Here is a 23,908-nt window from a genome sequence, read left to right on the forward strand (position 1 = left end):
GTAACGCAACCGGAACCACAAATGACAGCCCCACCTTCTCTATTTCATCGACCAGCAAATCATCACATGTAGAGCAGGCAGCAGTAGGGCAGGCTCCTGCCTGCCGATTCGATGAACACTTTCCAAAAGCGACTGAATGAGAGGAGCATCGGAGGAAGGCAGGCAAGAGCCTGCCCTGCGAATTCGCACTGCGCTAATCCAGTTGCATGAGGGCGAATTTCAAGTAGCGGAATTCTCGCAGGGCCAAAGGAGCGGGATGATCGGCCGGGGGGCCGTTGAACGTGAGAATCCGTCCGCGCCGGCGGGCTGCACTCAACGATTCCTCGCAGATCTCTAAAAACTGCTGGTCCCGTAAATGACTCGAGCAGGAGGCGACTGCCAGCAGACCGGAGGCACTCACCAGTTCAGCCGCCATGCCAAACAGCCGCTCGTAGCTGGCAATCGCCCGGGTCAGCGATTCTTGCGACGGCGCAAACGAGGGCGGATCAACCACCATCACTTCCCAGCGATGGCCAGATTTCTTCGCCTCTGCGAGAAAGTCAAAGACATCAGCGGAAATCGCCTCGTGCTGACTGGCGGGAAGTTCGTTGAGTTCCCAATGCTGCCGGGCCACTTCAATCGCTGGTTCAGCGACATCAACACTCGTCACATGCTGAGCACCACCCACGCCTGCAGCAATCGAGAATCCACCAGTATAACTGAAGAGATTCAGCACACGTCGATTGTAAGACAGTTTCCGGATCAGTGCCCGATTCTCCCGCTGATCGAGAAAGAACCCGGTCTTCTGGCCATGCAGCACGTCCGATGTGAACTTCAGGCCATATTCCAGAAAAGGGACAGCCGCCTCTGTCAGTTCACCCGCAATCACGCGGGCTTCCTTCCCTCGATCGCGTTCCCGCTGTACGACCGCCTTCACTCGAGTCGCCTGCATCAGCCACTCGGCAATCCCTTCGGCCTGCCAGAAGGTGGTGGCTGCCGGGCCATCAAGCTTTATGACGGCGACATCCCCATATACATCCACGACTAATCCCGGCAGGCCATCTCCCTCGCCATGGAACAGCCGAAAACCGGTGGTCAGATTCGGGCGTCCTGCAAGATCATCGACAGGGGCCGCACCTTCGATCTGATCTCGGGCAGAACCATCTCGCGAAAAAGGATTGCGGAACAGCGCCTTTCTCAAACGATAGGCCCGGTCAAATTGCCGCCTGGCCCAGCGATCATCAAGTCGATCTTTCTCGTCGCTTGTGCAGGCGCGGAAGGCAATGGGGCTGTTCGGATCAACATACCCTTTGGCAATCTCGCGATTGTGCTTGTAATCCAGCAAGACGGCTCTCGATCCCGCGGGAACTTTCGGAATCTCGCGCAAAGACTCCGCATAGACCCAGGGATGCCCTCTCCGAATGGAACGCGATAAATCTCGCGCCAGGCGTAAATGAACCGGGGGACGATCAACAGGACGAATCAGCGACATCTCGCCAGTTTGACAAGAAATCGCCCATCTCGCCAGCGGTCGGACGTCCTTGGCACACAACCTTTCACGCAGCCTTGGGTGGCACGACCCTGAAGCCCAAAAATCAAAACAGTGCGAAAGGGCGTGGTCTTTACGCCCCTCAACGTCAAATTTGATGTAACGACGGGTGGTTGCGGTCGGCGAGGTTGTTCTGCCCCCGGTTCGATCTGTCATGCCGGACCGTTTCCAGCTAAACTCATCTCTTCAACATTCCCGGCAGATTGACAGAAATCAGACCACGAGATTTTTGAATCTGGTGAACATGTGGGCTCACTCCCTGCTCAGAAATGCCCGCAGATTCACCCAGTAGCGACATGCACCCTGTATCGACGAACTCCCCGAGAATCATCAAGGGCTTCACCTATGCTGCACATCCCTCACGCCTCCAGCCGTCGTCAGTTTATGGGTCAATCGGCAGGGCTTCTGGCTGCGATGGGTCTGTGGAATACCAACTTTGGGCAACTCGAGCGCCCACTGCGTGCCGACGAACCGGCTCTCGACCTGATCAGTGCTGATATCAAGCGGCTTATTACCAGGCAGGCCACCCCTTACAATGCCGAGCCACCCGCTCCGGAATTGACTTCGCAATGGCTCACACCCACCCGCAGCCTGTATGTCCGCAGTCATGGGAAGATTCCCCGGATTGACGAAAAGAGTTTCCGGCTCAATATCAGTGGTCTCGTCGAGCGTCCCGTGACGTTCTCATTGCCGGAACTTCAAGAACGCTTCCCCGCCACCTCGACTCTCGCCACCATGGTTTGTGCCGGTAATCGACGCAATGAATTCGCACTCGGCGGACGCAAAGCGCCGGGTGTTCCCTGGGATGTTGGTGCGATTGGAACGTGTGACTGGCAAGGCGTTTCGCTCGCTCAAGTTCTCAAGCATTGCGGTGTTCAAGCCGGGACCAAACACATCTGGTTCGAGGGACTCGATGCCGTCGAAGGCCATGGAGACCCCTTTCCTTTCGGGGCCTCGATTCCCCTCGAAAAGGCGATGCAGGAGCAGCCGGGAGAAGAGACTCTGCTCGCCTGGGGGATGAATGGTGACCCCCTGCTTCCCGAACATGGCTTCCCGCTGCGTAATGTTGTCCCAGGCTATATTGGTGCCCGCAGTGTGAAATGGCTGGCCAAAATTGTTGTGAGTGACAAACCCTCGCCGAATTTCTTTGTGCAGGATGTGTACAAGGTTGTTTACGACGACAAACCCGAATCGACAGCGAATGCGACTCCGATCATGGAGTTCATTTTGAATTCGGCGATCACTGAAATTCGCCGCTTCGATAACAACCTGCGTATTCGCGGCTTCGCACTCGCTCAAGGGAGCCTGGGCAACGCGATTGAACGTGTAGAAATCAGTACCGATCGCGGCAAGAACTGGCTGCCCGCCCGGATTATTACTGCTCCCGGGAAGAACACCTGGTCATTATGGTCAGCGACAATCCCGGCTGAGGGAGTGAAGACAGTCACTGTCCGCGCCTTTGATCGTGCAGGAAACTCACAGCCCGAATCACAGAAGTTCAATATTAAAGGCTATCAACTCAACTCCTGGCACACACTCCCCGTAGCAGGTGCCGGTCAGGGGGCGTAAGCCAGATTCACGACGCTCAATGAGGTCGTATAGGGTTCTTGATGGGTGGGTTACTGCTACCTACCCGTCCCCAGCTATCTCAATGCTCGCCTATCAAAGTCGCTCTGATCTCGTGCAAAAGGGCAGGTGAAATATCGGCGGGGCGATGCTCCACGACCGTTTGGAGAGCGTCCTCAAAGTCGATCTGGTACGCAACGGATAAGGCAGCAGCGGAGATAATCGGTGATCTGCTCATTCCCGCCCCGCAGCAGACGAGCGTGGGTATGCGCGCCATAATCAGCCATTTGACCGCATCAATGGCGAGGCGTAGCATAGTACGGTCATTTCCCTCCCCATCGAGGAGTGGATACCGCTGGTAGATTAATTCCCGGGGCGGCTGAATAGGCGGTTCCTCGACGGATAGTTGTACGATCGCCCTGATACCGGCGTCGAAGATCGCCCGAAACGCTTGCCCGTCTCCTGCGTGGCCGATCCAAATGGGGTGAGGTTTAATCTGATTCATCGCCTCGACAACTCCCTGACTTCGAACTGCCGCCTTTACGAAGTCCGCAATACTTTCACAGTGTAGCACGCGCTGTCTGCCCCCACAGGGAAGGCCCCCGCTTGCCTTCCTTATTCATTTCGACTTATCTCCGCAAGGCGCCATGGTCTACACTCATTTTGCGTTATCGCTACCCCTGGACAATTTAGAATTTCAACCGTAACTGACCAACGAAATGCTATCCCCTCCGGCGGCTTTACTAAATGCTTATTGCGTCATTTGCAGCTCTTTCGATGTGGCGGAGAAATGGCTCAAAATACCGGGAGTAAACTGAATCCAGAAGGTCATGTGGTGTTTGAGAATCCGAGCGGGCGAATGCCCCAACGAGTTCCCATGCTTGACCCTTGTCTCGGAAAGTGAAGAGCCACCAATCCCCGTGCGTGTTCGTCATCCGAAACGCAAATAAATGAGCATCATGAACAGAAGCACTTCCCGGTTCCGTCTGATGTGAAATCTTTGAGAGCAGTTCCTCGATCGTTTCCTCAACCGGTTCATCGGGCGGCATCCGGAAAGCGCCACTCTTAACCGTCTCCCAATACTTGCGAACAAACGCCTCTGCGAACAACTCGAACCTGGAATGGGTGATGGAGTTCATGTTCATCTAGCCGTTTCGAACTCAACGACCGCCACGAAGCGGGCGATAAGTGGAAGGGAAATGACCTAATAAAACGACAATGAATCGTGAAGCAGCGCGACTATTCGATAAAACGCATGTCTACGCAGTTGTAGGATCATGAGGTTCTGTGCTGCTGATCCCAAGCAGCGAGATTCTTGTCACAAGCTGCCCGCAACTCCGGAAATCGTAAGCATAGGCGATTAAAGGCTTCGACGGTCTTATTAAGCGTACCATAGAGAAACCCCTCGTCGAAAGTAAGAGCGATTCGGGCACGCTCCACATCACCGGACTCAATCCACTGCCGTAACGTGTGAAAAATCTCTGTGCCGTTGTCGTCCATCGTCCAAACCAAGCGTGCAAATACTTCCACAAGCGCGGTTGGCGGTAGATTACTAGCTCGACGGCGAAACAGCAATTCTGCGATATTTTCCACAGTGTGAAGCGTCCTGATGATCTGCACCAAGTGGTTGCGAGCATTGACTTTGTTTTCGGGTCCTGATGACCACCGACGCACCCCTGAATGCGGTGGTTGTGCTAATTTTTTCTTATTGAACGCTATTCCTCGACGGCCATTCGTGAGATTTTGCAGGGTGGCCCCGGTTGAAATTCCGATTTCTACCGGGGTGGCCAAGCCACAAGATGGCACTTGCAGAGTTGAATCTGAGATCTTCAGAGACTCACATGGCAGTTCTTACGGCAGCCAAACCTCTTTACCTCCTGCGCACAGGTCGCTCGAAGACGAGCAACCTGTGTCACCTTGTGCACCCCCGTCACCACAGTTTACGCCCGGGAGGGATGACTGAGCATTGGGGGTGCTGTTTGATAAAGTCCACGATAGCAGAATCGGTTATCAATCTGGATTCAATGTAGACGTATTCAAGATGGGGCCAGCGGTCAACGAGCGACAGACCGGAATCGGTAATATCGCAGTCATCGAGATAGACGTGTGTGACATGTTGCAATTGAGGCATTGACACGAGGGCTTGTAGGTCTGCATCGCTGACGTTGTTCTTGAGTGAAATCTGTTCAATTGGGGCGGAGGGCAACATGCTGTGTGTCTGGACCGTGACCGTGTCAAATCGCGATAACGACTGGACAAATTCGGTATGTGACGTGTGAGCACGAAACTGAACGATGCCTATCCAGCCGACGGCGCCGAATAGCAAAAGTACTGCGATACTACCAACGGGTCTACCAAGGCGAAATGCCCCATAGATGTAAAAGTATACGGCGACAACAAGTATGGACAGGAGCAGAAGTGGGGCGAAGAGCTTACCGAGCTGCAGCAGAAAGACGAGCAACGCAAGCACAAGGAGCGTTTGCCAGCCACCCCCAAGAGTAAAGATTCGGCGAGGTGAATTCGGATCAGTGGGACGTTCAGTATTCAACAGAGTATCGGTGCTTTACGGTTGGTGTCTAACAGGTTTTCGACCGCCGAAGTGCGGTAGAGTTTTACTGCAATTTGGCGGTGTCGTATGGATATGTCATTTTTGAAGTGTCAGCATCTCAAACGAGTTGCGACGATTCGTCGCCTGAGATCCCACGCTACACCGCACTTTTCCCTCATACTATGCGGCAGTCTTCACTATAGCGATCTGGCGAGCAACGAGCCGTGATCCGGCGCATCGTTTGGTTAAGAGATGACTCTTATGCGAACCACCACACAATCAAGAGCATGAGACCCAAGGGTAACACAACGAAGTAGGAGCCCAATGTGGCCAGAAACCCGAACCAGTTGACCACTGCGTTGTCGAAGCCAGCTCGCTCTTGAGGTGATGGGCGCTGGAGACGGAATCGTACGTCGGCCGCCACAAACCACACCCACAGGAGGCCGATGGGTACAAGCACCAGAAGTGCCCAATAAGCGTAGGCTGGCCACAAGAGCCAGCACGCCTCGAAGCTGGCCACGTGCATCACCAGCAACCATATCATTCCGGGTAGCCAGAATACACCCGGGCAGATCGATCGCCCGAACCAACGGAAGTCCTCGGGGCGGGTGCGGAACATCCATATCGGATTCAGCTCGTCCCAGAGTGTCAACTGTCGATCCTCTTCCACCACCGTAGCCTCCGCTGCAAAACGACATAGGTACCTATACCCATCGCTCAACTGTTACGATCCCGGAAACTTATAGGCGGCTGGTGGGTGGTAATCAGGTGGAGCGACGGGATCGACGCTCCTCGGCCCATAGCGGGACGCCCAGCGCGACAAACGGATACCGCATGCCGCGAACCGAAATCGGACCCATGTTGGCAATCACGTGTGGCTGGTCCAGTTCGGCAACCGTGATGCCCGCCTGAATCTGTAGCTCCGCTAAATCATTCGTCAAATACTGGCCATAGTCGAGAGCCGTGATGATCTCGACTGCATCGTCCAGGGAAAAGGCAGTGACGCCGAATCCGAGAGGGGCGTGCGAAAGCGGCGACCTAATCCAAAAAACCGTCAACCCTTTCTCTGCCATCGGAACATCCTCTGCCGCCGAACGACACAGGCAACCAGTCGCAACAAACATAACCTTCAGAAACCGGGCGGCTCTGCAGCATGCGATCTCGTGTGCCTCACCATCGAGATGAGAAAACTGCACGATCCTTGGGACACCAATCGTTTGACGTAAGGCGGCTGGAACCCAATATCGAGGCTCTACGCCCGCTCGAAAAACGAAAAGGCTCTTCGACCAGTTATCGAAGAGCCTCAGTGTTACATCCAAGCGGAGAGGGAGGGATTCGATACCCCTCGTTTTTTTTAACTCTTCGTAGAACAAAGTTTACCGCGAAAAGCGGCTACAAGCAAAGGATTTGCGCTCACGCATCTTGCATCTTCTGTCGTCAGGATTCTCTCCCGTTGTCACCAACTTTGTCTCACTGAGACAAACGCTTTTGAGCGGCACCTCCACCCCGGAGGTGTCTCATGTCTTTCCACAACTCTTCCTCAAGCGATCTTCAGCCCCGTGCTCCCCGCAAGCGGAAACGGAGTTCCGCCGAACGTGGTCTGGCGTCGGATCACGACCTGGCCAACTTGGCCCGGACTTATCTGGAAGTCCAGCATCGCCTCTGGCCGGTGCCCGTGACGCAGGGTGTTCTTTCAGCCATGACTGATGATGTCATCCAGCAGATGGTGGCTCACTACAAGGAGTGCCATCAGAGCCAGCGGCTCGATGTGACCACCGCGATGGACCGGTCCAATGGCTTGCAGCTCAAGCTGGCGGCGGCCTACGCCCGGTACAGTTGCGATAACAGTTCCCCGACGTCGATCGTGGATCAGATGGTCAACTGCTTGCACAAGGCGCATGCCGAGGGGCGGTTCATTCCCTGGGAGTTTATCTTCACGGATTACTCCGTCAGTGGACTCGATTCGGGGCGCCGCGGTTACCTGAACTGCAAGGAGTTGATCAACGCACCAGAGAAGCCGATCGACACGGTCTACATCGACGACTTCACGCGGGCTTCCCGCGATTCGCTGGAGTGGTGGAAACTCGGCTGGTTCTGCAAGCGTAGGTGCCTGCGGATGATCGGAGCCTCGGATGGTTTCGATCTGTCGTCCCCCAATTGGGACATTTTCATCACGATCTACGGCCTCCTGAGCAGGCTCTTCATCCGCAGCCTTCAGGAGAAGGTTGGGCGTGGAATGAAAGGGGCTGCGCGGCGGCGGACCTGTCTCGGCAAGCCGCCGATGGGGTTTACGCGTAAGCTCATGCGTGATGTGGATGGCAACCCGATTGTCCGTCCCAGCGGAAGGCCGCAGTTTACCTGGAGCATCGACCCTGTCTCCCGAGAGTTTGTGGAGCAATTGTTTGAGCTGTTCGTAGACCGCCGGATGTCGGCCTATGCGATCGCCAAGCAGTTCAATCAGCAGAAGATCGACGGGACCGATACCTGGTCGGAATCGACGATCAAGAACATGCTCTGGAATCCCGCCTACATCGGCGTGTTCATCTGGAATCGGACTCGCCGTGAGTTCGATTTCGACAAGGAAAAATACGTCACCGTCCAAAATCCCCGGAAGGAATGGATCGTCACTCACGAGCCATCGCAGGCCATCATCCCGTTGGCGAAATGGCGTGCGGCGAGGAAGCTACTCGCCCAGACCAAGCGCAAGCCCGGCTTACGGCAGCCGGTCAGTCGCAATCAGCAACGGGCGACGACCCTGTTCAGCGGGACACTTGTCTGCGCCGACTGCGGTCGCGAGCTGCTGCTGTACCGCTCCGCCCAGCAGTACAAGAACATGTACTGCGTCAATGGCCGGTCTGGCGTCTATGGCTGTAAGCTCTGCACGTCCAAGAGCACTCGGGTTATCGAAGACTGCCTGCTGGGCTTTCTTCGCGACACCGTGCTGACGGAGCAGTCGATTGACGAACTGGTTGCTCGTGCGAACGAGCACCTGAAGTCACTGGCGAGCCGTCCCAAAGTCAATGTCACGCCGCTCCGGTCCCGGATCGCTTCCCTCCAGAAGAAGATCGACTCGTTTGTTCAACGGGTGGAAAATCTGAAGGAGTCGGAAGAGGGGCTGCGTGAAGGTTACGAACGTCGCATCATTCAACAACAGACGGAGGTCGATGAACTGAAGAAGCAACTTCGGGAGACGGAGCAGACCAACGCACCCGTGCCCCCCAAGCTGTCCAAGAAAACCCTGCGGTCTTACCTGCCGGAACTGCGGGCCATCCTGAACCAGGAAATCCCGGTGGCGGCGGAGGCCATTCGCCGTCTGACCGGCCCGATCGCCATTCGGCAGGAAGCCATCCCCGGAAAGAAACGCGGTGCCCGCTGGATCGCGTCGTTTTCCCCGGATTTGCTGGCAATTCTGCGTCACGTCACGCAGGAAAAGGATTGTCCAGATTCCGTCACTTTGGAGTACCTGTGTGGTGGAAACTGGATAACGCCCGCCGCCGTGTCCGTTCCCGTCGAAAGCGTGCCGAAATACGAGCAACTGGCCCCAAAGTTCAGGGAACTGCATGACAAAGGTGCCAGCATCCAAACAATCGCGGCCGCACATGGGCTGTGCTGGGATCAGGTGAAGATGATCCTTCGGTTCGCCGCCACGGGTGAGCGTCCTTCGTGGCCGAAGAAGAAAAAAAGCCCCAATCGCAGCGACAAAAACCGTGAAAAGTTCATGTCTCACAGCGATGAAGTGGTGTCCCGCAGGTCGAATGGGGAATCATTCGCAAAAATCGCCCTTGAGCTTGGAATCGGAGAAACGACCGTCCGCCGTGCTTGGGATCACGCGAATCCATGCTGCGCTCGAAAAGCGATGGAGAACGGCGTAACGCCAGTTCGCGGTGCATATCGCCATTTGAAACCTGAGCAAATTCGCGAGGTCCACTCCTGCCTCACGGAGGGTAAGTTGTCGATTCCTGAGATCGCAGCTCGCACCGGCGTGAGTCAGTCAACGATACGCCGTGAACGGCTCCGGTTGACGCAAGGTTAGAGCCCCTGCCGACGGTCTTCCGGAGCGATTCACCAAGGGATGCCGCCGAAAAACGCGCCCTTGCATTCGCCCCTTTCTCACTGTACTGTATTGTGCCTGTACTGTAAGGAGCGGTTCTGAATGCTGTCCAAGGCCCATGATGCCCTGAAAAAGTGCGAAGAAAGCCTTAGAGGTCTGGTAGCGGAAGCGGCAGCAGCGGGTCAGTATGATGCCGTCGAAACAATGACCGAGTGGGCAAGAACACTAGGTCGCCTGAGAGGGGGACGTGAGGCCGAAGACACCCCAGAGCGGGCAGAGGAAGTTGAGCAGCCGGTCGCCGTTAGTGTTGCCGGGAGTGCTTCGAAGCGCCTCTCATCTTCGAAGTCCCGTCCAGCCTATCCCCGCTTTGCACGCTCTCGAACTGAGCTTGTCAAAATCGGCTGGTCTAAAAAGGAAAAGAAAGAGTATTTGCATCGAGCCCCGTGGGGCATCGTCGAGTTGCTGTGCCAGCGATTGAAGTCATGGGGCAGCAAGGAGTTTACATCGGAGGACATCCTCCCCCTACAGGGGAGTGACGGAGTGGAAGTTCCGTCGTATCAGTCCTATCTTTGTCTTGCATGGCTGCGTGATTCTGGATTGATCACCAAGGAGGGGCGTCAAGGATACTTCGTTCCGCGAGGGCTTGATCTCCTTGTGGAGACCTCAAAAGCGTGGAAGAATCTGCCTCCGAAACGATGAGAACGGGAACAACCTAGATGTCACAGATCAGCGGGCCGCTGCCGACATGGCATTACAAAAGTCTCCAGCAGGGCGACACTGTTCGCGATCCCATACAAGGCGAGTTCTTTGCTACGGAGGCCATCGAGAACAGTGCTGATGCTTTGGTTCGGGAAGGAATCCAAAACTCACTCGACGCCCGACGGACAACTTCGGCCACGCCCTGGGGAAAAGAGGTGCTTCGAGTCCGAATCCGGATTTCTGGCAGCTCTCAGGCAATTCCCCCACAATTCTCGGCCCCTTTTCTTGCTGGTAACTGGGAGCATCTTCACGTTCTTGGAAACGGGCTGAGCATACCGCCTAAGGAGGACCAGCCCTGTACGTTCTTGACATTCGAAGACTTTGGAACTTCCGGACTGAATGGCGACCCATCCCAGTGGAAGAAAGTGCCCGGATGCGAGAACCGATTCTTTAATTTCTTTCGCGCTGAGGGCCATTCGGACAAGAGCGAAGCTGACCGGGGGCGGTGGGGAGTTGGCAAGACCGTTTTTCCTCGCGCGAGTCGCATCAGTTCATTCTGGGCGCTTACGAGGCGCGAGCTGGATGATGCGCGACTTCTGATGGGTAGGACAATTCTCAAGTCGCACGATCTCGCGAATGGCACAACGTGCGTCCCGGATGGATACTTTGGAGTCAAGGCGGATGACAGTTCGATCGTTCTTCCCGTCTCTGATGACAAGACGATCGCTCAGTTCTGCGAAACCTTCGGACTGTTGCGCGGTCACGAGTCGGGGCTCTCGATCGTGGTCCCATTCTACGACGAAGATGAGATCACAACCGAAACCATCCTCCATGCTGTCGTGATCGGATACTTCTACCCGATTCTCTCGGGTGAGCTGGTCGTCGAGATCGTTGGCCCGGATAACGTCGTAACAACTTTGGATCAGTCCAATCTGGCTGACGCCGCGAATCGTTTTGATCGCAGCCGCCCGCTGATGCCTGTCATTCAGCTCTCTGACTGGGCGAGAAGCCTCAAGGAATCGGACAGGTTTCTGTTGAGTCGCCCTCCGGCGAATCGGGCACCAAAATGGTCGCCCGATCTTTTCCCCGAGAAGGGGGTTGAAGTTCTCCGCAGCCGGTTCAAGGCTGGCGACCGCATCGCAATTCGCATCCCCATGCCGGTGCGTGAGAAAAAGAAGGAGACGCAGTGGTCCTGGTTCGATGTTTTCCTCACAGCCGATGGGTCAGATAAGCGTGGACGCCCTATCTACGTCCGAGACGGAATCACAATCTCCGATGTCCGGGGAAGAACAACCCACGGCGTAGCCTCATTGGTGCTGGTCACTGACCGGCCTTTGGCAACCTTGCTCGGGGACTCTGAAAATCCGGCACATACACAGTGGCAGAAGGAATGCTCTCACTACCGCCACAAGTATGAGACGGGTGTGGCAAACATTGAGTTTGTCGCCAACAGCGTGGCCGAGATACTTCGACTGATCACCGAGTCTGACGTAGAAGAAGACCCGACTGTTCTGATCGATCTCTTCTCTCTGCCGATGCCGAAGAAAGACGACTCACTCAAAACCCGGAAGAAGAAGCCAAAGAAAGAGGATGATCCAGATTCGACTCCAGATGATCCAGTTGAACCACCACCGCCAAAGCCCAAAGGATTTCGAGTCACGAAGTCCAAGGGTGGTTTCTCCGTTACCAGCGGAGACCCGGAAGCAAGGCAACCCGAACAGTTGCTCGTTGAAGTCGCCTACGACGATCGGACGAGAAACCCACTGAAGTCGTGGTATCGCACCGATTTTGACCTCGCAAAGCTCTCGATCAGTGCCCCAAAAGAACTGGCGGAGAACATCAAGGTGGTCTCTGCTGGAGGGAACCGTCTCATCGCCCAAGTCCTGAAGCCGGAATTCAAACTGAACGTGACCGGCTTTGACGAGCGCCGAAACCTATTCGTACGAGTTCTGGAACAGGAGGCGACCGATGGCAATTAGTCGCTTCAATTACACCGGGTTACGGAAGATCAACCGTCGCGATGTCCAAATCGCCTTGACCAAGGATAGCCCGCCCGAGTTCGCTGCCGAACTTAAATTAGCCGGTTACGACTTCCCTGCGGATTCCCTGGTCTTCGTGGAGGCATACCGGCAGACAACGTGGATGCGTTTTCCCTTCGGATCAGTGAAAGGAATCGTCCGCCCTGTTGACACCAAACTCACGGAGTTCGATTCGCCAGACGAAATCCGGTTTCGGGTAAGGGTTACCGCAGCGGGTGAAAACTCGGGAAAAATGCTTGGTGAAGCCGATCAGATTCGTCCGGTCGGCGAAATGGACGACGACGATGAGAGATCGCCGCTGCTGAATGTCAGGCCAGCCGATATCGGCGACGAAGTCTATCGCGTTGAGATGGAGCAGCCTCCGGTTCTGCTGATCAACAGGAATGTAGGAGACTGGCGGGCCGCTGCGACATCGCCGATATTTCAGGCGCTCACGGCACCAGCCATTCTGCGTTCGGTGCTGACGCATTTGCTCGTGATCGATGATGCCAGCGATCCCGATGACAGTGAATCCCCTCATGCACGATGGCTCCGGTTCGCCATGTCACTTCCTGGTGTCGCCGAGTGTCCCGAGGACAAAGATGCCCGCACCGGTTGGATTGACGATGTCGTCTCTTCCTTTGCACGGCAGAAACAAGTCCTCACATCCTTCATGAATGCCTGGCAGAAAGGATGAGGTGATGTCAACGCTCCGCAGATTGAACGAGCAAGGCATGGCAAGGCTTCTGGAGTTTCTCCACGCCGTGAAATCTGACCCCAGCCTAGCCGCCCCGGTCGAAATCCTCGACCATGATTCGACCTCGCAAGACCTTGGCGACGTGGAAGTCGACATCGAGCAACGGACGTTCGGCAGTCGCTTTACAGCGGCCCGCTACCTGCATGAGCGGCTCAGCGGTACGGGACTCGGCAACATCGATCAGGATCGAGGGCTCTGGGCGTGGCTGTCGCTGTTCTACTTCGAAGAGCTTTGCCCCCCGGACAAAAAGGGGAAGCGAACGCCCGGCGAGGATGCCCGCTGGGTTCCAGATTCCGGACATGCCTTTCGCTATTACCGTCATCTCCTTGCCGGCCCTTACCGGATCTTTCACGCTCATCGAACCAACCCCGAAAGGGCGATGATTCTCCTCTGTGGACCTCTTCACCAGCCGGGAGATATTGTCGAGCAACTGGCATCCCGGCAGGAGTTGGTCACGAACGCATCTCTGCTCGCGACGGCAACTGCCCTTTACCTCGACGGAACAACCGCACTGCCCAAGCGAGGGGCGGCGTCCACCGAAAAGCTCAACGACCGTACTCGTGGCAAGCCGGGAACAGTCCGACGTCTCGTCGACGTCTACAAACAATTTGATCTTGCCTGGGATCTGTATTCGATGGAAACCGAAGCAGTTATTACACTGCTCCCAACCGAGTTCACTCGTTTTCGATCATAACCCATTTTACCTCATTAGCTTTATCCGGAATGCAGCAGATTTTTCTGGCGATCTAATTGTAGACAGTCCTCTCCTAACAGATCGTCGTCGAACCTAGAGCTGCGATTCGGCGTTCGGAGAATTGCATGACACCAACCAATGGTCAATCTGAGCTGCTCACCTTTCAGGTCAAGCCACGACTGTTGACCCTGCTGGGCGACCAACTGATACGGGATGCTACGCTGGCTGTGTACGAGCTTGTGAAAAACGCCTATGATGCTGATGCAACGGAATGTTCTGTCAGAATCGAGAACCCTGCCCACCCAGAGAAAGCTCGAATACTAATCCGAGACAACGGCTCAGGGATGGATGCCCACGTGCTTCGCGATTCTTGGATGGTAATCGGGACAGACTTCAGAGCAAAGCAACGTGAAGCAAAACAGCGTTCACCAACGTATCATCGGTTTCCCCTAGGGGAAAAAGGGCTCGGTCGACTTTCGATTCATAAACTGGGCAGGTCTATTCAACTAGTCACCCGCATGCCGCGAGGCGAAGAACTGGTGATGGACTTCAATTGGGACGTCCTTGAATCATCAACGGCATTAAATATCACTCCAGTTGCTCTGGCAAGTAGAACGCCGAGGTCCTTTCCAGGAAATAAACATGGGACCGAGTTAATCATTACACGTCTCCGCGAATCATGGACACGAGGGGACCTCAGAAAACTGCATCGGGCAATCGCCGGTCTCTGCTCTCCGTTTAAGAGTCCAGACAACTTCACCGTTTCCCTCTTCGCCCCCGGTAGTGAACAGTGGCTTGACGGCCTACTCGGGGCAAATGATGTCAAACATTGCGCGCTATACCATGCACACGGACACTTTTCCGGACAGTCAGCAACTTTTTCCTATCGCTTTACTCCTCCTTCTTCATTAGCCCGACAGATCGAGCCTCGCTTCAATAACCGTATTACCGTTGCACTGGAGGCGCGTGAGGGCCGAAAGAGCTTGCCTCTTAATCTGGATGGTCACGATATTGGTGAAGTTGAGTTCGACTTCTTGCTGTTCGATCTCGACCCCCGACTGATCAGACTAGTAACAGATGACGTCAGCGGACTCAAAGGCTATCTTAATGATAACGGAGGTGTCCGCGTCTACCGCGACGGAATCCGGGTCTATGATTTCGGCGAACCAGGCAACGACTGGCTGAATCTGGACCTTCGGCGAGTCAACACGCCAACGGCGAGAACCAGTAACAATCAGATTCTCGGGGCATTACGGCTAGACGCCACTTTGAGCGCCGGCCTTCGAGAAAAATCGAACCGCGAAGGCTTTATCGACTCTCCCGCCTACCAAGCCTTTATCGCGGCAGTCATTAGCGTTCTCACTCAAGTTGAGGCTGAGCGGTCCAAAGACCAGCGACGACTGCGGGAGTCGCTCGGCAAAGGTGATCGAAAGACCGTTTTTGCACGGCTTGCAGACCTACGAGACCTGCTAGATCAAAAGGGTGTGCTCAAAGATGTTGAGCCCCGACTTATTGAAGTCGAGAAGGAGATGGAAGTCTACCGCGACCAACTTCTGCATGCGGCTGTGCCGGGACTGACTCTCGGGCTGATGATACACGGTGCAGAGAAAATCCTTGATGAGTTACGACTAGCTGCTTCCGGTCCTACTGACACTAAGCGAATCAAAGCACTCGTGGATCAACTGTATCGTGCAATGCGGCCCGTCACAAACCTGTTGAAGAATCCTGGCAAAGCCAAGACAACTGCATTCAAGTTAATCGATGAGGCTGTTTTCTCGACCGAACTGCGGCTGAGGCGTCACGGTGTAACCTTGATCAAGGGGAAGGAGACTGGTAACGTCGATTTTCCCGTAGAAGGCTCGAAGCAGATGCTGATTGCCTCTATTACAAACCTGATTGATAATGCAATCCACTGGCTTGAGATTAAGGCGTCTAAACAGAAGACATTATACCTTGGGACATCCAACGAACTTCATGGCGGTGCATCAATCATTGTTGCCGATAATGGGCCGGGATTTGGTGATGACTCACCCTCAGATCTTGTTGAGCCGTTTTTTACTCGCAGGCCCGGCGGAATGGGACTTGGCCTGTATATCGTGAACGAGGTCATGAGAGTGCACGGTGGGTTGCTTGCGTTCCCCGGCAACCATGACATCGAACTTCCGAATGCCTGCACAGGCGCTGTAGTAGCGATGCACTTCAAGGAGCAGCCATGACACAAGAGCACAATTTGGCAACAGTCTGCCTTATAGACGACGAACGGCACGACTATCAGCCATTTCTTGATGCGCTATCTCACTTGGGGATTCAGGCAGTTCACGTCCGTGGAACTGATCTCGAAACCACACCGCGGCAGCACTTCCGAAATGTTCGTCTAGTATTTACGGATCTCCATCTCGGCAACTACGGATCGGAGAAGACTCACGCTTCGCACACCGCGTCCGTTTTTCTGAAGACAATCTCACCAGAACACGGCCCTTTGCGGGTCGTAGTCTGGAGCAAGTACGCTGACCAGCGGGTTCCTCTTAGTGAGTTTGCGAGCCCGCCGGAAGATGATCAGCCTGATTTGGCGGACTTGTTCATAAACGAGGTAACTTCCACAGACCACAGATTTAAGGAGATCGCGCAGTTCTCAAGAATGAGCAAGCCATTAAGGGCAGACCGCCCCTCGTTCGGGTGGGGCAACCAACTCGAAAATGAGATATTGCGGTTTCTACCACATTTCCGACTTCTTCAGCAATCGCGTGTATTGATCCGATCGCAACTCGGACAAGGTGATATCTGGATGGCTATCACTGAAGCCATCTTTGGAGTTATGTGCGCTCGTAATGACGAATCGTTTCTTTTGAGCGATGCAGTCGACGTCGCAAGCTCCGTGTCCTGCGATATTCTTGAAGTCATCGCGGTTTTATCCCAGTTGACAAAGCCGTCATCGGCAGTCCTTAGATTTGTGTTTGAATCATCCCTCACTGGCAATGACGTTACCACTGAGGAGTTTTCCAGAACACTTGCTAGCTGGTGGCGTAGGAATGAGATGAGCGACGAACAATGGAGCCGATGGTCCGAGTCGGTTATCATCAAGTGGCTATTTGCGGATACGAAGAGCGCGGGGGGAGAAGATGAGTAGTGCGACAAGCAATGCATTCGAGCTGGTGAAGCTGATTCAGCGCAAAGCCCCGGAGTACCTAGATCTGCTCACCGCCTCCACAGAAGTCGAGTTTCTTGTCGCGTTTGACAGCCTGCTCGCACGTGCGGTGAATCACCTTGAGAAGAATGCTAGAAATCTCAGCGGCTTAGGCGAAGAGGGATTAACAGCCGTGCTCGTCGGAGTTTTGTCTATGCCAGGTCTTTCGGTCACTCAGGAAACGAATTCTAATGGCCATGTTGACGTGACCGTCGAGGCAGACCACTGCAATCCTCCGCGTATCGTCCTCGGGGAAGCCAAGATTTATTCCGGCCCCGCTTACCACATCAAAGGGATGACCCAACTGATTGGCAGGTACACGACAGGCAGAGAGGGGCGTGGCCTTCTTATTGTATATGTGCAGAATGAGAACATATCGGGCCTGACTAAGTCTCTGAGGACACGACTGGACACAATCCTTCCCTTGCAGCAATCTGGCCCAACATGCGACTGCTCGCTAAAGTGGAGCTTTACATCAAGGCATAAGCACAGTTGCGGAGATGAAGTGGAAGCGGTGCACGTGATGTGCAACCTATATATAGGCTGAATGTAGCATCGACTCAATTGCCGTGTTTCATAGCCGCGACGTTTGGGCTTAGCCTTGTCACGCATTCTTGAATGTTAATAGTGCCGTAGAAATGTAGATATCTTCTTTTGAAGTGAATGTTCTGCTGTAATTTCGCATTCCCAGACGACGATAACATGCCATGCCAGCTTGCGTAATTGTCGCCGTACCTCGCGGTCACGCTCTATAGTGGTGGCGAATTTAGCATTCCAGAAAGCGGTGTGAGATTGTGGCGTGCTGGCATAACGACAATTGTGGTGCCGGTGCCAGAAGCAGCCATGCACAAAGATGACTGTCCGGTACTTGGGGAGCACGATATCAGGTTTTCCGGGCAAATCCTTGCGGTGCAGTCGGAAACGATATCCCATCCGGTGGAGCAGCGATCGTACGATCAACTCTGGCTTCGTGTCCCGATTTCTGATGCGGGACATGTTCCAGCTTCGGTGTTCCGGTGAAATACGATCCGTCATTGGTCTATCAGCTTTGCATTGACCAGCGTTTTGAAAACGGATTCCGCGATCTGCATCGCAATCCAAGGCGGGACTGCATTGCCAACTTGCGTGTACTGCTGTGTTCTCGGGCCACAGAAGAGGTAATTGTCGGGGAAGGTCTGGAGTCGGGCGGCCTCGCGGACTGTCAGGCTCCGGCATTGAGTCGGGTCGTAATGGATGAAGTAGTGCCCGTCCTTCGAAATATGGGAGGTGATTGTCGTGGAGGCTGCATTGGCAAGCTGGACACGAAAACGGTCATCGAAGTCTCCCGTCGTCGCATTCTGATGGTTCGGCAGCAGACCCCGTGGGAAGTCTTCGAGGCGGGGCGAGTAGCTATGCTGTCTCGCAAACACCGCGCAGAACAGGTACCGGATCAGGTCCGAATCCATGTGTGCCCTGGTCGCATGGTTACACACACCAGAAAGCCGTGAATCCGACAGAAAATCGTGCAGGCTGTGCGTCCTGTCCAGAGCGCCATTAGCCGCGAGGAATTCGTCTCCTCGGCCATTTCGCGGTCGGGTGATCTGCTCAACAGTTGAAAAAAGTCGGTTCGCCAACTCATCGTCGATTTCGTTGAGCCAAGCCGGGCATGGATGTCCATTGGCTCCAACCTGCCGACGAATCGATTCCCACCAAGTATCTTCATTGTCAACGAGCGTGACATACTTACCGCCCTGGCGGCTTCTTGACAAGCCACTTCGCAACTTGGGCAGCGAGTCGATAACAGACTTCACGGTGGGCGCTGGAGAGCGGATGAGAGGCGGCGGTGACACGGCTCCGATTGTGTCAATCAACCCCACCAGAATCACACGATGGCGCTGCTGGGGAACGCCATACTCTTCGCATTGAACGATAAAACGCCGCGGATCTTCTTCCGGATAGTGGCTCGCCTCAGCTGCCGCAACGATGGGAACAATGCGATAACGAAGTGAGGAGTTCTTCCCGGCCGGGCACTGCAAATCGGACAGAATCTTCTCGAAAATCTTCTGATTCTCGACGGTTGCGGAGAGCATCCCCTTGACGTTCTCCATGACAAAGATCGTCGGCTGATGCTCTGCAATGATGTGCAGATACTCTTCGTAGAGTTTCGAGCGTTTGTCGTCCTCAATTCTGTAGTTCACAATCCCTTTGTTCCGAACTCTCCCCGCGAGGGAGTAGGCTTGGCAGGGTGGGCCACCAATCAGGATCCAGGGTGTCGGACTGGTCCCCAAGGCCGCGTTAATTCGGGAGCGAACGGACTCGTGATTCTGCGGGCCGAGTTCGGCGCACATGACCTCACGATCAGCCTTTTGCCAGGCCGCCAAGAGTTCCGGGACCTTCGCGGCCTCGACGGGGAGATCCTGAAGAGACACGTCGCGTCTGAGCACTCGGTAGTACAGGTCTGGAGCTTCACCTGTCGGAAACTGTCGGAAGAAGCTGCGCAGACGCAGAGTCTGATGTGCGTAGGGGTCTTTCTCCACCGACAGCGCGATTCGAAACGGGCTTCGACCGGAAGCAACGAACGCGCTGAAACCTTCGCCTAACCCACCGGGGCCGGCAAACAGATCAACGACAGGAATAGTACGGCGAACGACAGCCAAGAAATGTCCCCAACGTCCACTCAGACAGCGAGTTGCAGCAAATGAATCACCCTTCCGCTGAATGAGATGCCTGCTCTCTTATGCGCAAAGCACCTCATTCTAATGGCTTTCGTCGCAGGGTTGCAGTGAACGGCGAGTCTGACGGCCACGCTTCGACCAATGAGTGGCTACGTACACGTCCATTTGAAGCGTTACGCGAGTGAGCGTGGCTGCCCAATTACCAATCCATTTGACAGGAGGAAAGCCATGACCTGATCCAGCCTCCCCCTCAAACAGACCACTTTGCAAACCAAGGGACCCGATTGTCGGGTCCCTTTTTGTTTTCCCTCTCACAAGGAAACCCATGCCGTATCCCCTGCCGAAACGCCATCCGAAGTGTCTCAAGACGCTGGTGAGGACCTGCCATGCTGGCCGCTTGCGAACAGTCCTGTGTCGCAAGATCAGTGCAGGTGCCTCCGATCGCAGCCAGCGCCTTCTGGGCCTTCAAAAGAAGTGAGGACATGCCCGCAGCCAGACCGTCCCCTGACGAACGTCGAGTTCAATTTCTCGACACACTGGCATCCCTGATTGCCAGATACCACATCGACCAGTCGCACGCCGACAACCAGCCTGCTGCCTCAGCCGCAAATTCAAGGCGGGGCAACACCACACGGCACACCACCCACCGCGACCCAAAGCGTCTTGACGCTCCTACGAAGACTCCCCACCCCGATTCGGAGACCACCTGAATGTCCAATTCCGGCCACGCCATTGTGGACCAACTGTGTCATCACACCCTGTCACTGCGTGCTCAGCTCGACCAGGTTGAAGCGCGAGTACCAGACATCAATAACGCCATCGGTGAACTCGCCAAGATGCGAGTCCTGAGGGAGACGGCCGTCCTCGGGCTCGTCATCTACGAAGGGCACTACAGCGATCATCCCGGTTCCGAGAAGTCCACGAACGTGGTCCAGGCTGCTCTGATGATCCCGAAAGGGTTCGGCGTGATCTGGTGGGAGGCCAAGGAATACCTTGCCTATCGCAAGAGCCCACCGGCCAGCGAGTCGGACTGCCAGTTTCGGTTCGTGCCGTTCCTGGATTGTCCGTCAGCGATTCGTACTCTCCTGCTTCCTCAGGTGCATCCCCTGCTCGTGATGCTGCTGAGCCAGATGCGGGGGGCCCGGCCAACACAGAACTGATCGAACGCCGGGGTGACCTGACCAGCAGGTTGCCCCGGCGTTTTCCTTTCCTCACCTCAAACTCAACCCATGAAAGGCAATAACCATGAACATCGATCGTCTGAGTCAAAAGCTCCAGATTCCGGCGCTCAAGCTCCGTCACATTCTCGATCAGAAGCTGGTGCCGATCCGCACACCAGAGGCCGGTGAGTCTGTTGCTGAGTCGCCTGAGGACATCGGCATCATCGCTGCGATTCTGCTGGGATGTGCAGCCTACCTGGAAGACGCTGGCTATCTCGAACAGCGCATCGGCGGATTGATCAATGCGATCTGCTGTTCGATGCAAACCAGCCCTGAGCCTCATACCCACGCTCAAGCCCTGGCCATCGGATTGGCGCTGTCGAGCCCCGGTTGCGTCAGGGTTCAGTTCGCTGACGGCCGGTACGTCCGCTGGATCTTCGACCAGACCATCACGGAGTGGATCGATTCCGATTCGACCACGGCGGCGACAGCGGGCGGATACGTCGCGAATGTGATCGTCGAAGTCGACCTGGGGACCATTCGGACCATCATCTGCCGCTGACGGCCCAGACAACTCGCTTCGCCGCGGTCCGGTGGTCAACCACCAAAGCGGTCTGCCGGGGTAGTGGCGCGTTCGCCAACACCCCGACTTGACTTACCCATTCCCACACCACACGATATTGCCCAGAAAGGGGCAGATCTCATGGATATCAAAACCCTCAGTGAAAGAACCTCGATTCCCGTCCGGCAGATCCGGTACGTGATGGATCACGAGCTGGTGCCCCAGCAATCCTGGGTCGTCGGAGAATACTCCGTCGGGCGAGCGAGAGCCTTCGATGAGATCGCGGGCATCTTCATCGCCAGCGCCGCCTACCTGCTGAACGCGGGGTACAAACGAGAATCCGTGCGGGACTTTCTGACAGCCACCTGCAATGTCATGCCGGAAATGAAAAGGAACCCGCTGAATTTCCCCGAAGCCCGGATTGTCCTCGCTGGCAATGGTGCGGCGCGGGTCCAGTTCGGAGACGGCCGATATCTTCGGTGGATCACCTCCCGTGGAACGGGCAACTGGATCGACACGAAAGTGCCTGGAAACACGGTCGCCACCGTGTCCCCCAAGGTGATCGTCGAGCTGAACTTCGGCGAGATTCGTGATCGCGTTCGTACCGTTTCCGGCGATCACTCTTGACAACTGCCCTGATGTGGGCAGAATATATTCAAGGGCAGCCCACTTGCGGGCCGATCCCGAGAGAGAACACGAAATGCGTCGCGCCACAGAGAACAACCTGACCGCCAAAGACCTCGCCGAAGCCCTCGATGTCAGTCTGTCGACGGTTTATCGCCTCAAGCGCGACGGACGCCTCCCGTACTTTCAACCAGGGGGAAAGCGTCACTTCGTCCGGTTTCCCGAAACGCTGTTGGAAACCGTGACTGAAGCTACGACCGACACCGCACCTAGAAACAAGATCACTGAAAAGCCGATCCCTGGCCCCAAGCCGAAATGGCAGGCCGACGAATTTTCGCAGTGATCTTTTTTCCGAACTCGTGAACCCCTTGGCGGGTTTACTGACTACTCACAAACCTGTCGTCTTGAACTTGGAGGAAAGACGGCCGTCGGCGTGCTGGCAGGGACGATGCCCCAGCATGCCGGCCTACCCTTACTTGGAGATTTCTCATGAATCGATTCTTCAATGGGCAGGCACAATTCCAGCAAGATCATCCGTTGCAGGTATTACACCTGGAAATTGTTCCGTCGCGGGACAATCTACTACGCCGACGGTCGCAGTAACGCGACTAACCTGGGCAAGCACAGCTTAAATTCGAAAACCGAAGAGGATGCCCTCCAGAAATTGCAGTTCCTCGATGAAAAAATGGCCCGCAAAACCGGCCTGATTCCACGCGAATCAGAGCCTGCGGTCGTGTCTGACTCCAAAGCTCCGATCAGCATCGCTGACGGCTGGGCCAGATTCATCGAGCATTGTGACCGTCCTGCGGTCATGGGCGGCGTCAGCCGCAATACACTGAAACGCTACCGTGCGGTTCGCGACAAACACATCGAGTTCTGTACGCAAAAGTCGATCCGGGAGTGGTCTCAATTCGGCAACCAGCAGACCGAACAGTACGGCCGCTGGCTCGACGAAAAGAAGTATGCATCCCTTTCGATCTACCTGGAGATGACGCTCATCGTGTCGGTCGTCAAATGGCTGATCGACCAGAAGCTCCTTGACGCCAAACACCGCATCCAGGCAACCCTGACCAAGCCGTCAGGGACGGACACGTACTGCTACTCCCGCCAGCAGATGGCCCGGATGCTGGAGTTCTGCCAGACATCTGAGCCGGGACGTTGGATTCGTCCGATCCTGGTCGCCCTGGCGACGTCCGGAATGCGCATCGGGGAACTGATTGCTCTGCGGTGGACCGATATCGATTTTGCCTCAAAGTCGATCCGGATTGCCGATGAGCGGTTCAGCGGACGTAAGGAAATCCGGGGCCGAAATCGGACGACGAAGGGCAAGCGCAGCCGTTCCGTTCCCCTGAATCCGGCGCTGGAGTCCGTGCTCCATGAACTGGAGCGACATTCCGACGGATACGTGTTCCACGGGGCCAAGGGAGCACGAGTGCGTGCCAAGCGTGTACTCGACATCTTCAAGCGGGAGATTCGGAACGCGTTGAAGACCGAGTTCCCGGTGGCTCGTGGTGAGATCGGTTTCGCTCAGGGCACGATCCACTCGTTCCGCCACTACTTCGTCAGTGAAGCCTTCCGTCAGGGAGCGACCGAAGCAGAGATCAAGGACTGGGTGGGCCACCGGAGTTCGGAGATGGTCCACCACTACCGGCATCTGCGACCTGACGACAGTCAGCGGCGGATGCAGTCAATCAACTTCATTTCGGACGACACGGTGTCGTCCGGCAATCAACCTGAACCGGAGGTGCCGCGAGAAAGCCAAGAGGGATGACGGCAGAGACCCTGCCACAGAGATGAGGATGCTGGCGATTTGTCTCAGTTTCCGTCCCAGTGACTGAGACATAAACAAGCCGCCTTCCGCAA

The 23,908-nt window shown here is 55.4% G+C and carries 21 protein-coding genes; 14 read left to right on the forward strand and 7 right to left on the reverse strand.

Going from position 1 to position 23,908, the window contains the following annotated elements; all coding sequences use genetic code 11:
* Positions 1–193: 193 nt before the first annotated feature.
* Complete coding sequence (locus A6X21_RS01320; protein ID WP_068845495.1) at positions 194–1,471, reverse strand: class I SAM-dependent rRNA methyltransferase; 1,278 nt, start codon at positions 1,469–1,471, stop codon at positions 194–196.
* Between the two features lie 402 nt (positions 1,472–1,873).
* Between A6X21_RS01320 and A6X21_RS01325 the strand changes: the two genes are divergently transcribed.
* Positions 1,874–3,097, forward strand: a complete 1,224-nt coding sequence (locus A6X21_RS01325; RefSeq protein WP_083233319.1) for a molybdopterin-dependent oxidoreductase — start codon at positions 1,874–1,876, stop codon at positions 3,095–3,097.
* Between the two features lie 79 nt (positions 3,098–3,176).
* On the opposite strand, the gene A6X21_RS01330 is transcribed toward A6X21_RS01325, so the two are convergent.
* From A6X21_RS01330 to A6X21_RS24205, 4 genes are all read right to left on the reverse strand, one after another.
* On the reverse strand, positions 3,177–3,599 hold the full coding sequence (locus A6X21_RS01330) for a protein-tyrosine phosphatase family protein (protein ID WP_068845497.1): 423 nt from the start codon (positions 3,597–3,599) through the stop codon (positions 3,177–3,179).
* 770 nt (positions 3,600–4,369) lie between these two features.
* Entirely contained in the window at positions 4,370–4,885 is a 516-nt protein-coding gene (locus A6X21_RS01340; protein ID WP_131818128.1) for a hypothetical protein, read from the reverse strand.
* 1,016 nt (positions 4,886–5,901) lie between these two features.
* Positions 5,902–6,186, reverse strand: a complete 285-nt coding sequence (locus A6X21_RS01350) for a hypothetical protein (protein ID WP_131818129.1) — start codon at positions 6,184–6,186, stop codon at positions 5,902–5,904.
* 220 nt (positions 6,187–6,406) lie between these two features.
* Complete coding sequence (locus A6X21_RS24205; protein WP_131818130.1) at positions 6,407–6,715, reverse strand: hypothetical protein; 309 nt, start codon at positions 6,713–6,715, stop codon at positions 6,407–6,409.
* Positions 6,716–7,161: 446 nt separating this feature from the next.
* Here A6X21_RS24205 and A6X21_RS01360 point away from each other — a divergent pair, with 446 nt between their 5' ends.
* From A6X21_RS01360 to A6X21_RS01395, 8 genes are all read left to right on the forward strand, one after another.
* Positions 7,162–9,675, forward strand: coding sequence for a recombinase family protein (locus tag A6X21_RS01360; RefSeq protein WP_068845514.1), 2,514 nt, complete (start codon positions 7,162–7,164; stop codon positions 9,673–9,675).
* Positions 9,676–9,795: 120 nt separating this feature from the next.
* The gene (locus tag A6X21_RS01365; protein ID WP_068845516.1) at positions 9,796–10,392 is read left to right on the forward strand and encodes a hypothetical protein; all 597 of its coding nucleotides are present in this window, start codon (positions 9,796–9,798) and stop codon (positions 10,390–10,392) included.
* A 17-nt stretch (positions 10,393–10,409) separates the two neighbouring features.
* Positions 10,410–12,371 carry a hypothetical protein gene (locus A6X21_RS01370; RefSeq protein WP_068845517.1) on the forward strand — a complete coding sequence of 654 codons (1,962 nt, stop codon included), beginning with the start codon at positions 10,410–10,412 and terminating at the stop codon, positions 12,369–12,371.
* Complete coding sequence (locus A6X21_RS01375; RefSeq protein ID WP_068845519.1) at positions 12,361–13,107, forward strand: hypothetical protein; 747 nt, start codon at positions 12,361–12,363, stop codon at positions 13,105–13,107. The genes A6X21_RS01370 and A6X21_RS01375 overlap by 11 nt, the downstream gene beginning before the upstream one ends.
* A gap of 4 nt (positions 13,108–13,111) precedes the next feature.
* Positions 13,112–13,861 carry a hypothetical protein gene (locus tag A6X21_RS01380; RefSeq protein ID WP_068845521.1) on the forward strand — a complete coding sequence of 250 codons (750 nt, stop codon included), beginning with the start codon at positions 13,112–13,114 and terminating at the stop codon, positions 13,859–13,861.
* A gap of 125 nt (positions 13,862–13,986) precedes the next feature.
* On the forward strand, positions 13,987–16,077 hold the full coding sequence (locus A6X21_RS01385) for an ATP-binding protein (RefSeq protein ID WP_068845522.1): 2,091 nt from the start codon (positions 13,987–13,989) through the stop codon (positions 16,075–16,077).
* A complete protein-coding gene (locus A6X21_RS01390) occupies positions 16,074–16,988 on the forward strand; it encodes a hypothetical protein (RefSeq protein ID WP_068845524.1) in 915 nt (304 codons plus the stop codon). The genes A6X21_RS01385 and A6X21_RS01390 overlap by 4 nt, the downstream gene beginning before the upstream one ends.
* Positions 16,981–17,592 carry a hypothetical protein gene (locus tag A6X21_RS01395; protein ID WP_068845526.1) on the forward strand — a complete coding sequence of 204 codons (612 nt, stop codon included), beginning with the start codon at positions 16,981–16,983 and terminating at the stop codon, positions 17,590–17,592. The genes A6X21_RS01390 and A6X21_RS01395 overlap by 8 nt, the downstream gene beginning before the upstream one ends.
* A 74-nt stretch (positions 17,593–17,666) precedes the next feature.
* On the opposite strand, the gene A6X21_RS23530 is transcribed toward A6X21_RS01395, so the two are convergent.
* Together A6X21_RS23530 and A6X21_RS01405 are read right to left on the reverse strand one after the other, a co-directional pair.
* Positions 17,667–18,080 carry a very short patch repair endonuclease gene (locus A6X21_RS23530; RefSeq protein WP_083233320.1) on the reverse strand — a complete coding sequence of 138 codons (414 nt, stop codon included), beginning with the start codon at positions 18,078–18,080 and terminating at the stop codon, positions 17,667–17,669.
* On the reverse strand, positions 18,077–19,681 hold the full coding sequence (locus A6X21_RS01405; RefSeq protein WP_068845530.1) for a DNA cytosine methyltransferase: 1,605 nt from the start codon (positions 19,679–19,681) through the stop codon (positions 18,077–18,079). Before A6X21_RS01405 ends, A6X21_RS23530 begins: the two co-directional genes overlap by 4 nt.
* Before the next feature lie 728 nt (positions 19,682–20,409).
* On the opposite strand from A6X21_RS01405, the gene A6X21_RS01415 reads away from it, so the two are divergent.
* The 5 genes from A6X21_RS01415 (at position 20,410) to A6X21_RS01435 (ending at position 23,816) form a co-directional block, all read left to right on the forward strand.
* Entirely contained in the window at positions 20,410–20,859 is a 450-nt protein-coding gene (locus tag A6X21_RS01415; protein WP_068845533.1) for a hypothetical protein, read from the forward strand.
* 85 nt (positions 20,860–20,944) lie between these two features.
* A complete protein-coding gene (locus tag A6X21_RS01420; protein ID WP_068845534.1) occupies positions 20,945–21,421 on the forward strand; it encodes a hypothetical protein in 477 nt (158 codons plus the stop codon).
* Between the two features lie 141 nt (positions 21,422–21,562).
* Positions 21,563–22,048, forward strand: a complete 486-nt coding sequence (locus A6X21_RS01425) for a hypothetical protein (RefSeq protein ID WP_131818131.1) — start codon at positions 21,563–21,565, stop codon at positions 22,046–22,048.
* A 73-nt stretch (positions 22,049–22,121) separates the two neighbouring features.
* Positions 22,122–22,388 (forward strand): helix-turn-helix domain-containing protein, encoded by a 267-nt coding sequence (locus A6X21_RS01430; RefSeq protein WP_068845539.1) that lies wholly within the window; start codon positions 22,122–22,124, stop codon positions 22,386–22,388.
* Positions 22,389–22,550: 162 nt separating this feature from the next.
* Positions 22,551–23,816 (forward strand): tyrosine-type recombinase/integrase, encoded by a 1,266-nt coding sequence (locus A6X21_RS01435; protein ID WP_068845541.1) that lies wholly within the window; start codon positions 22,551–22,553, stop codon positions 23,814–23,816.
* Positions 23,817–23,908: the final 92 nt, after the last annotated feature.

Origin of the sequence: Planctopirus hydrillae, assembly GCF_001707835.1 — a bacterium.
Classification (GTDB): Bacteria; Planctomycetota; Planctomycetia; order Planctomycetales; family Planctomycetaceae; genus Planctopirus; species Planctopirus hydrillae.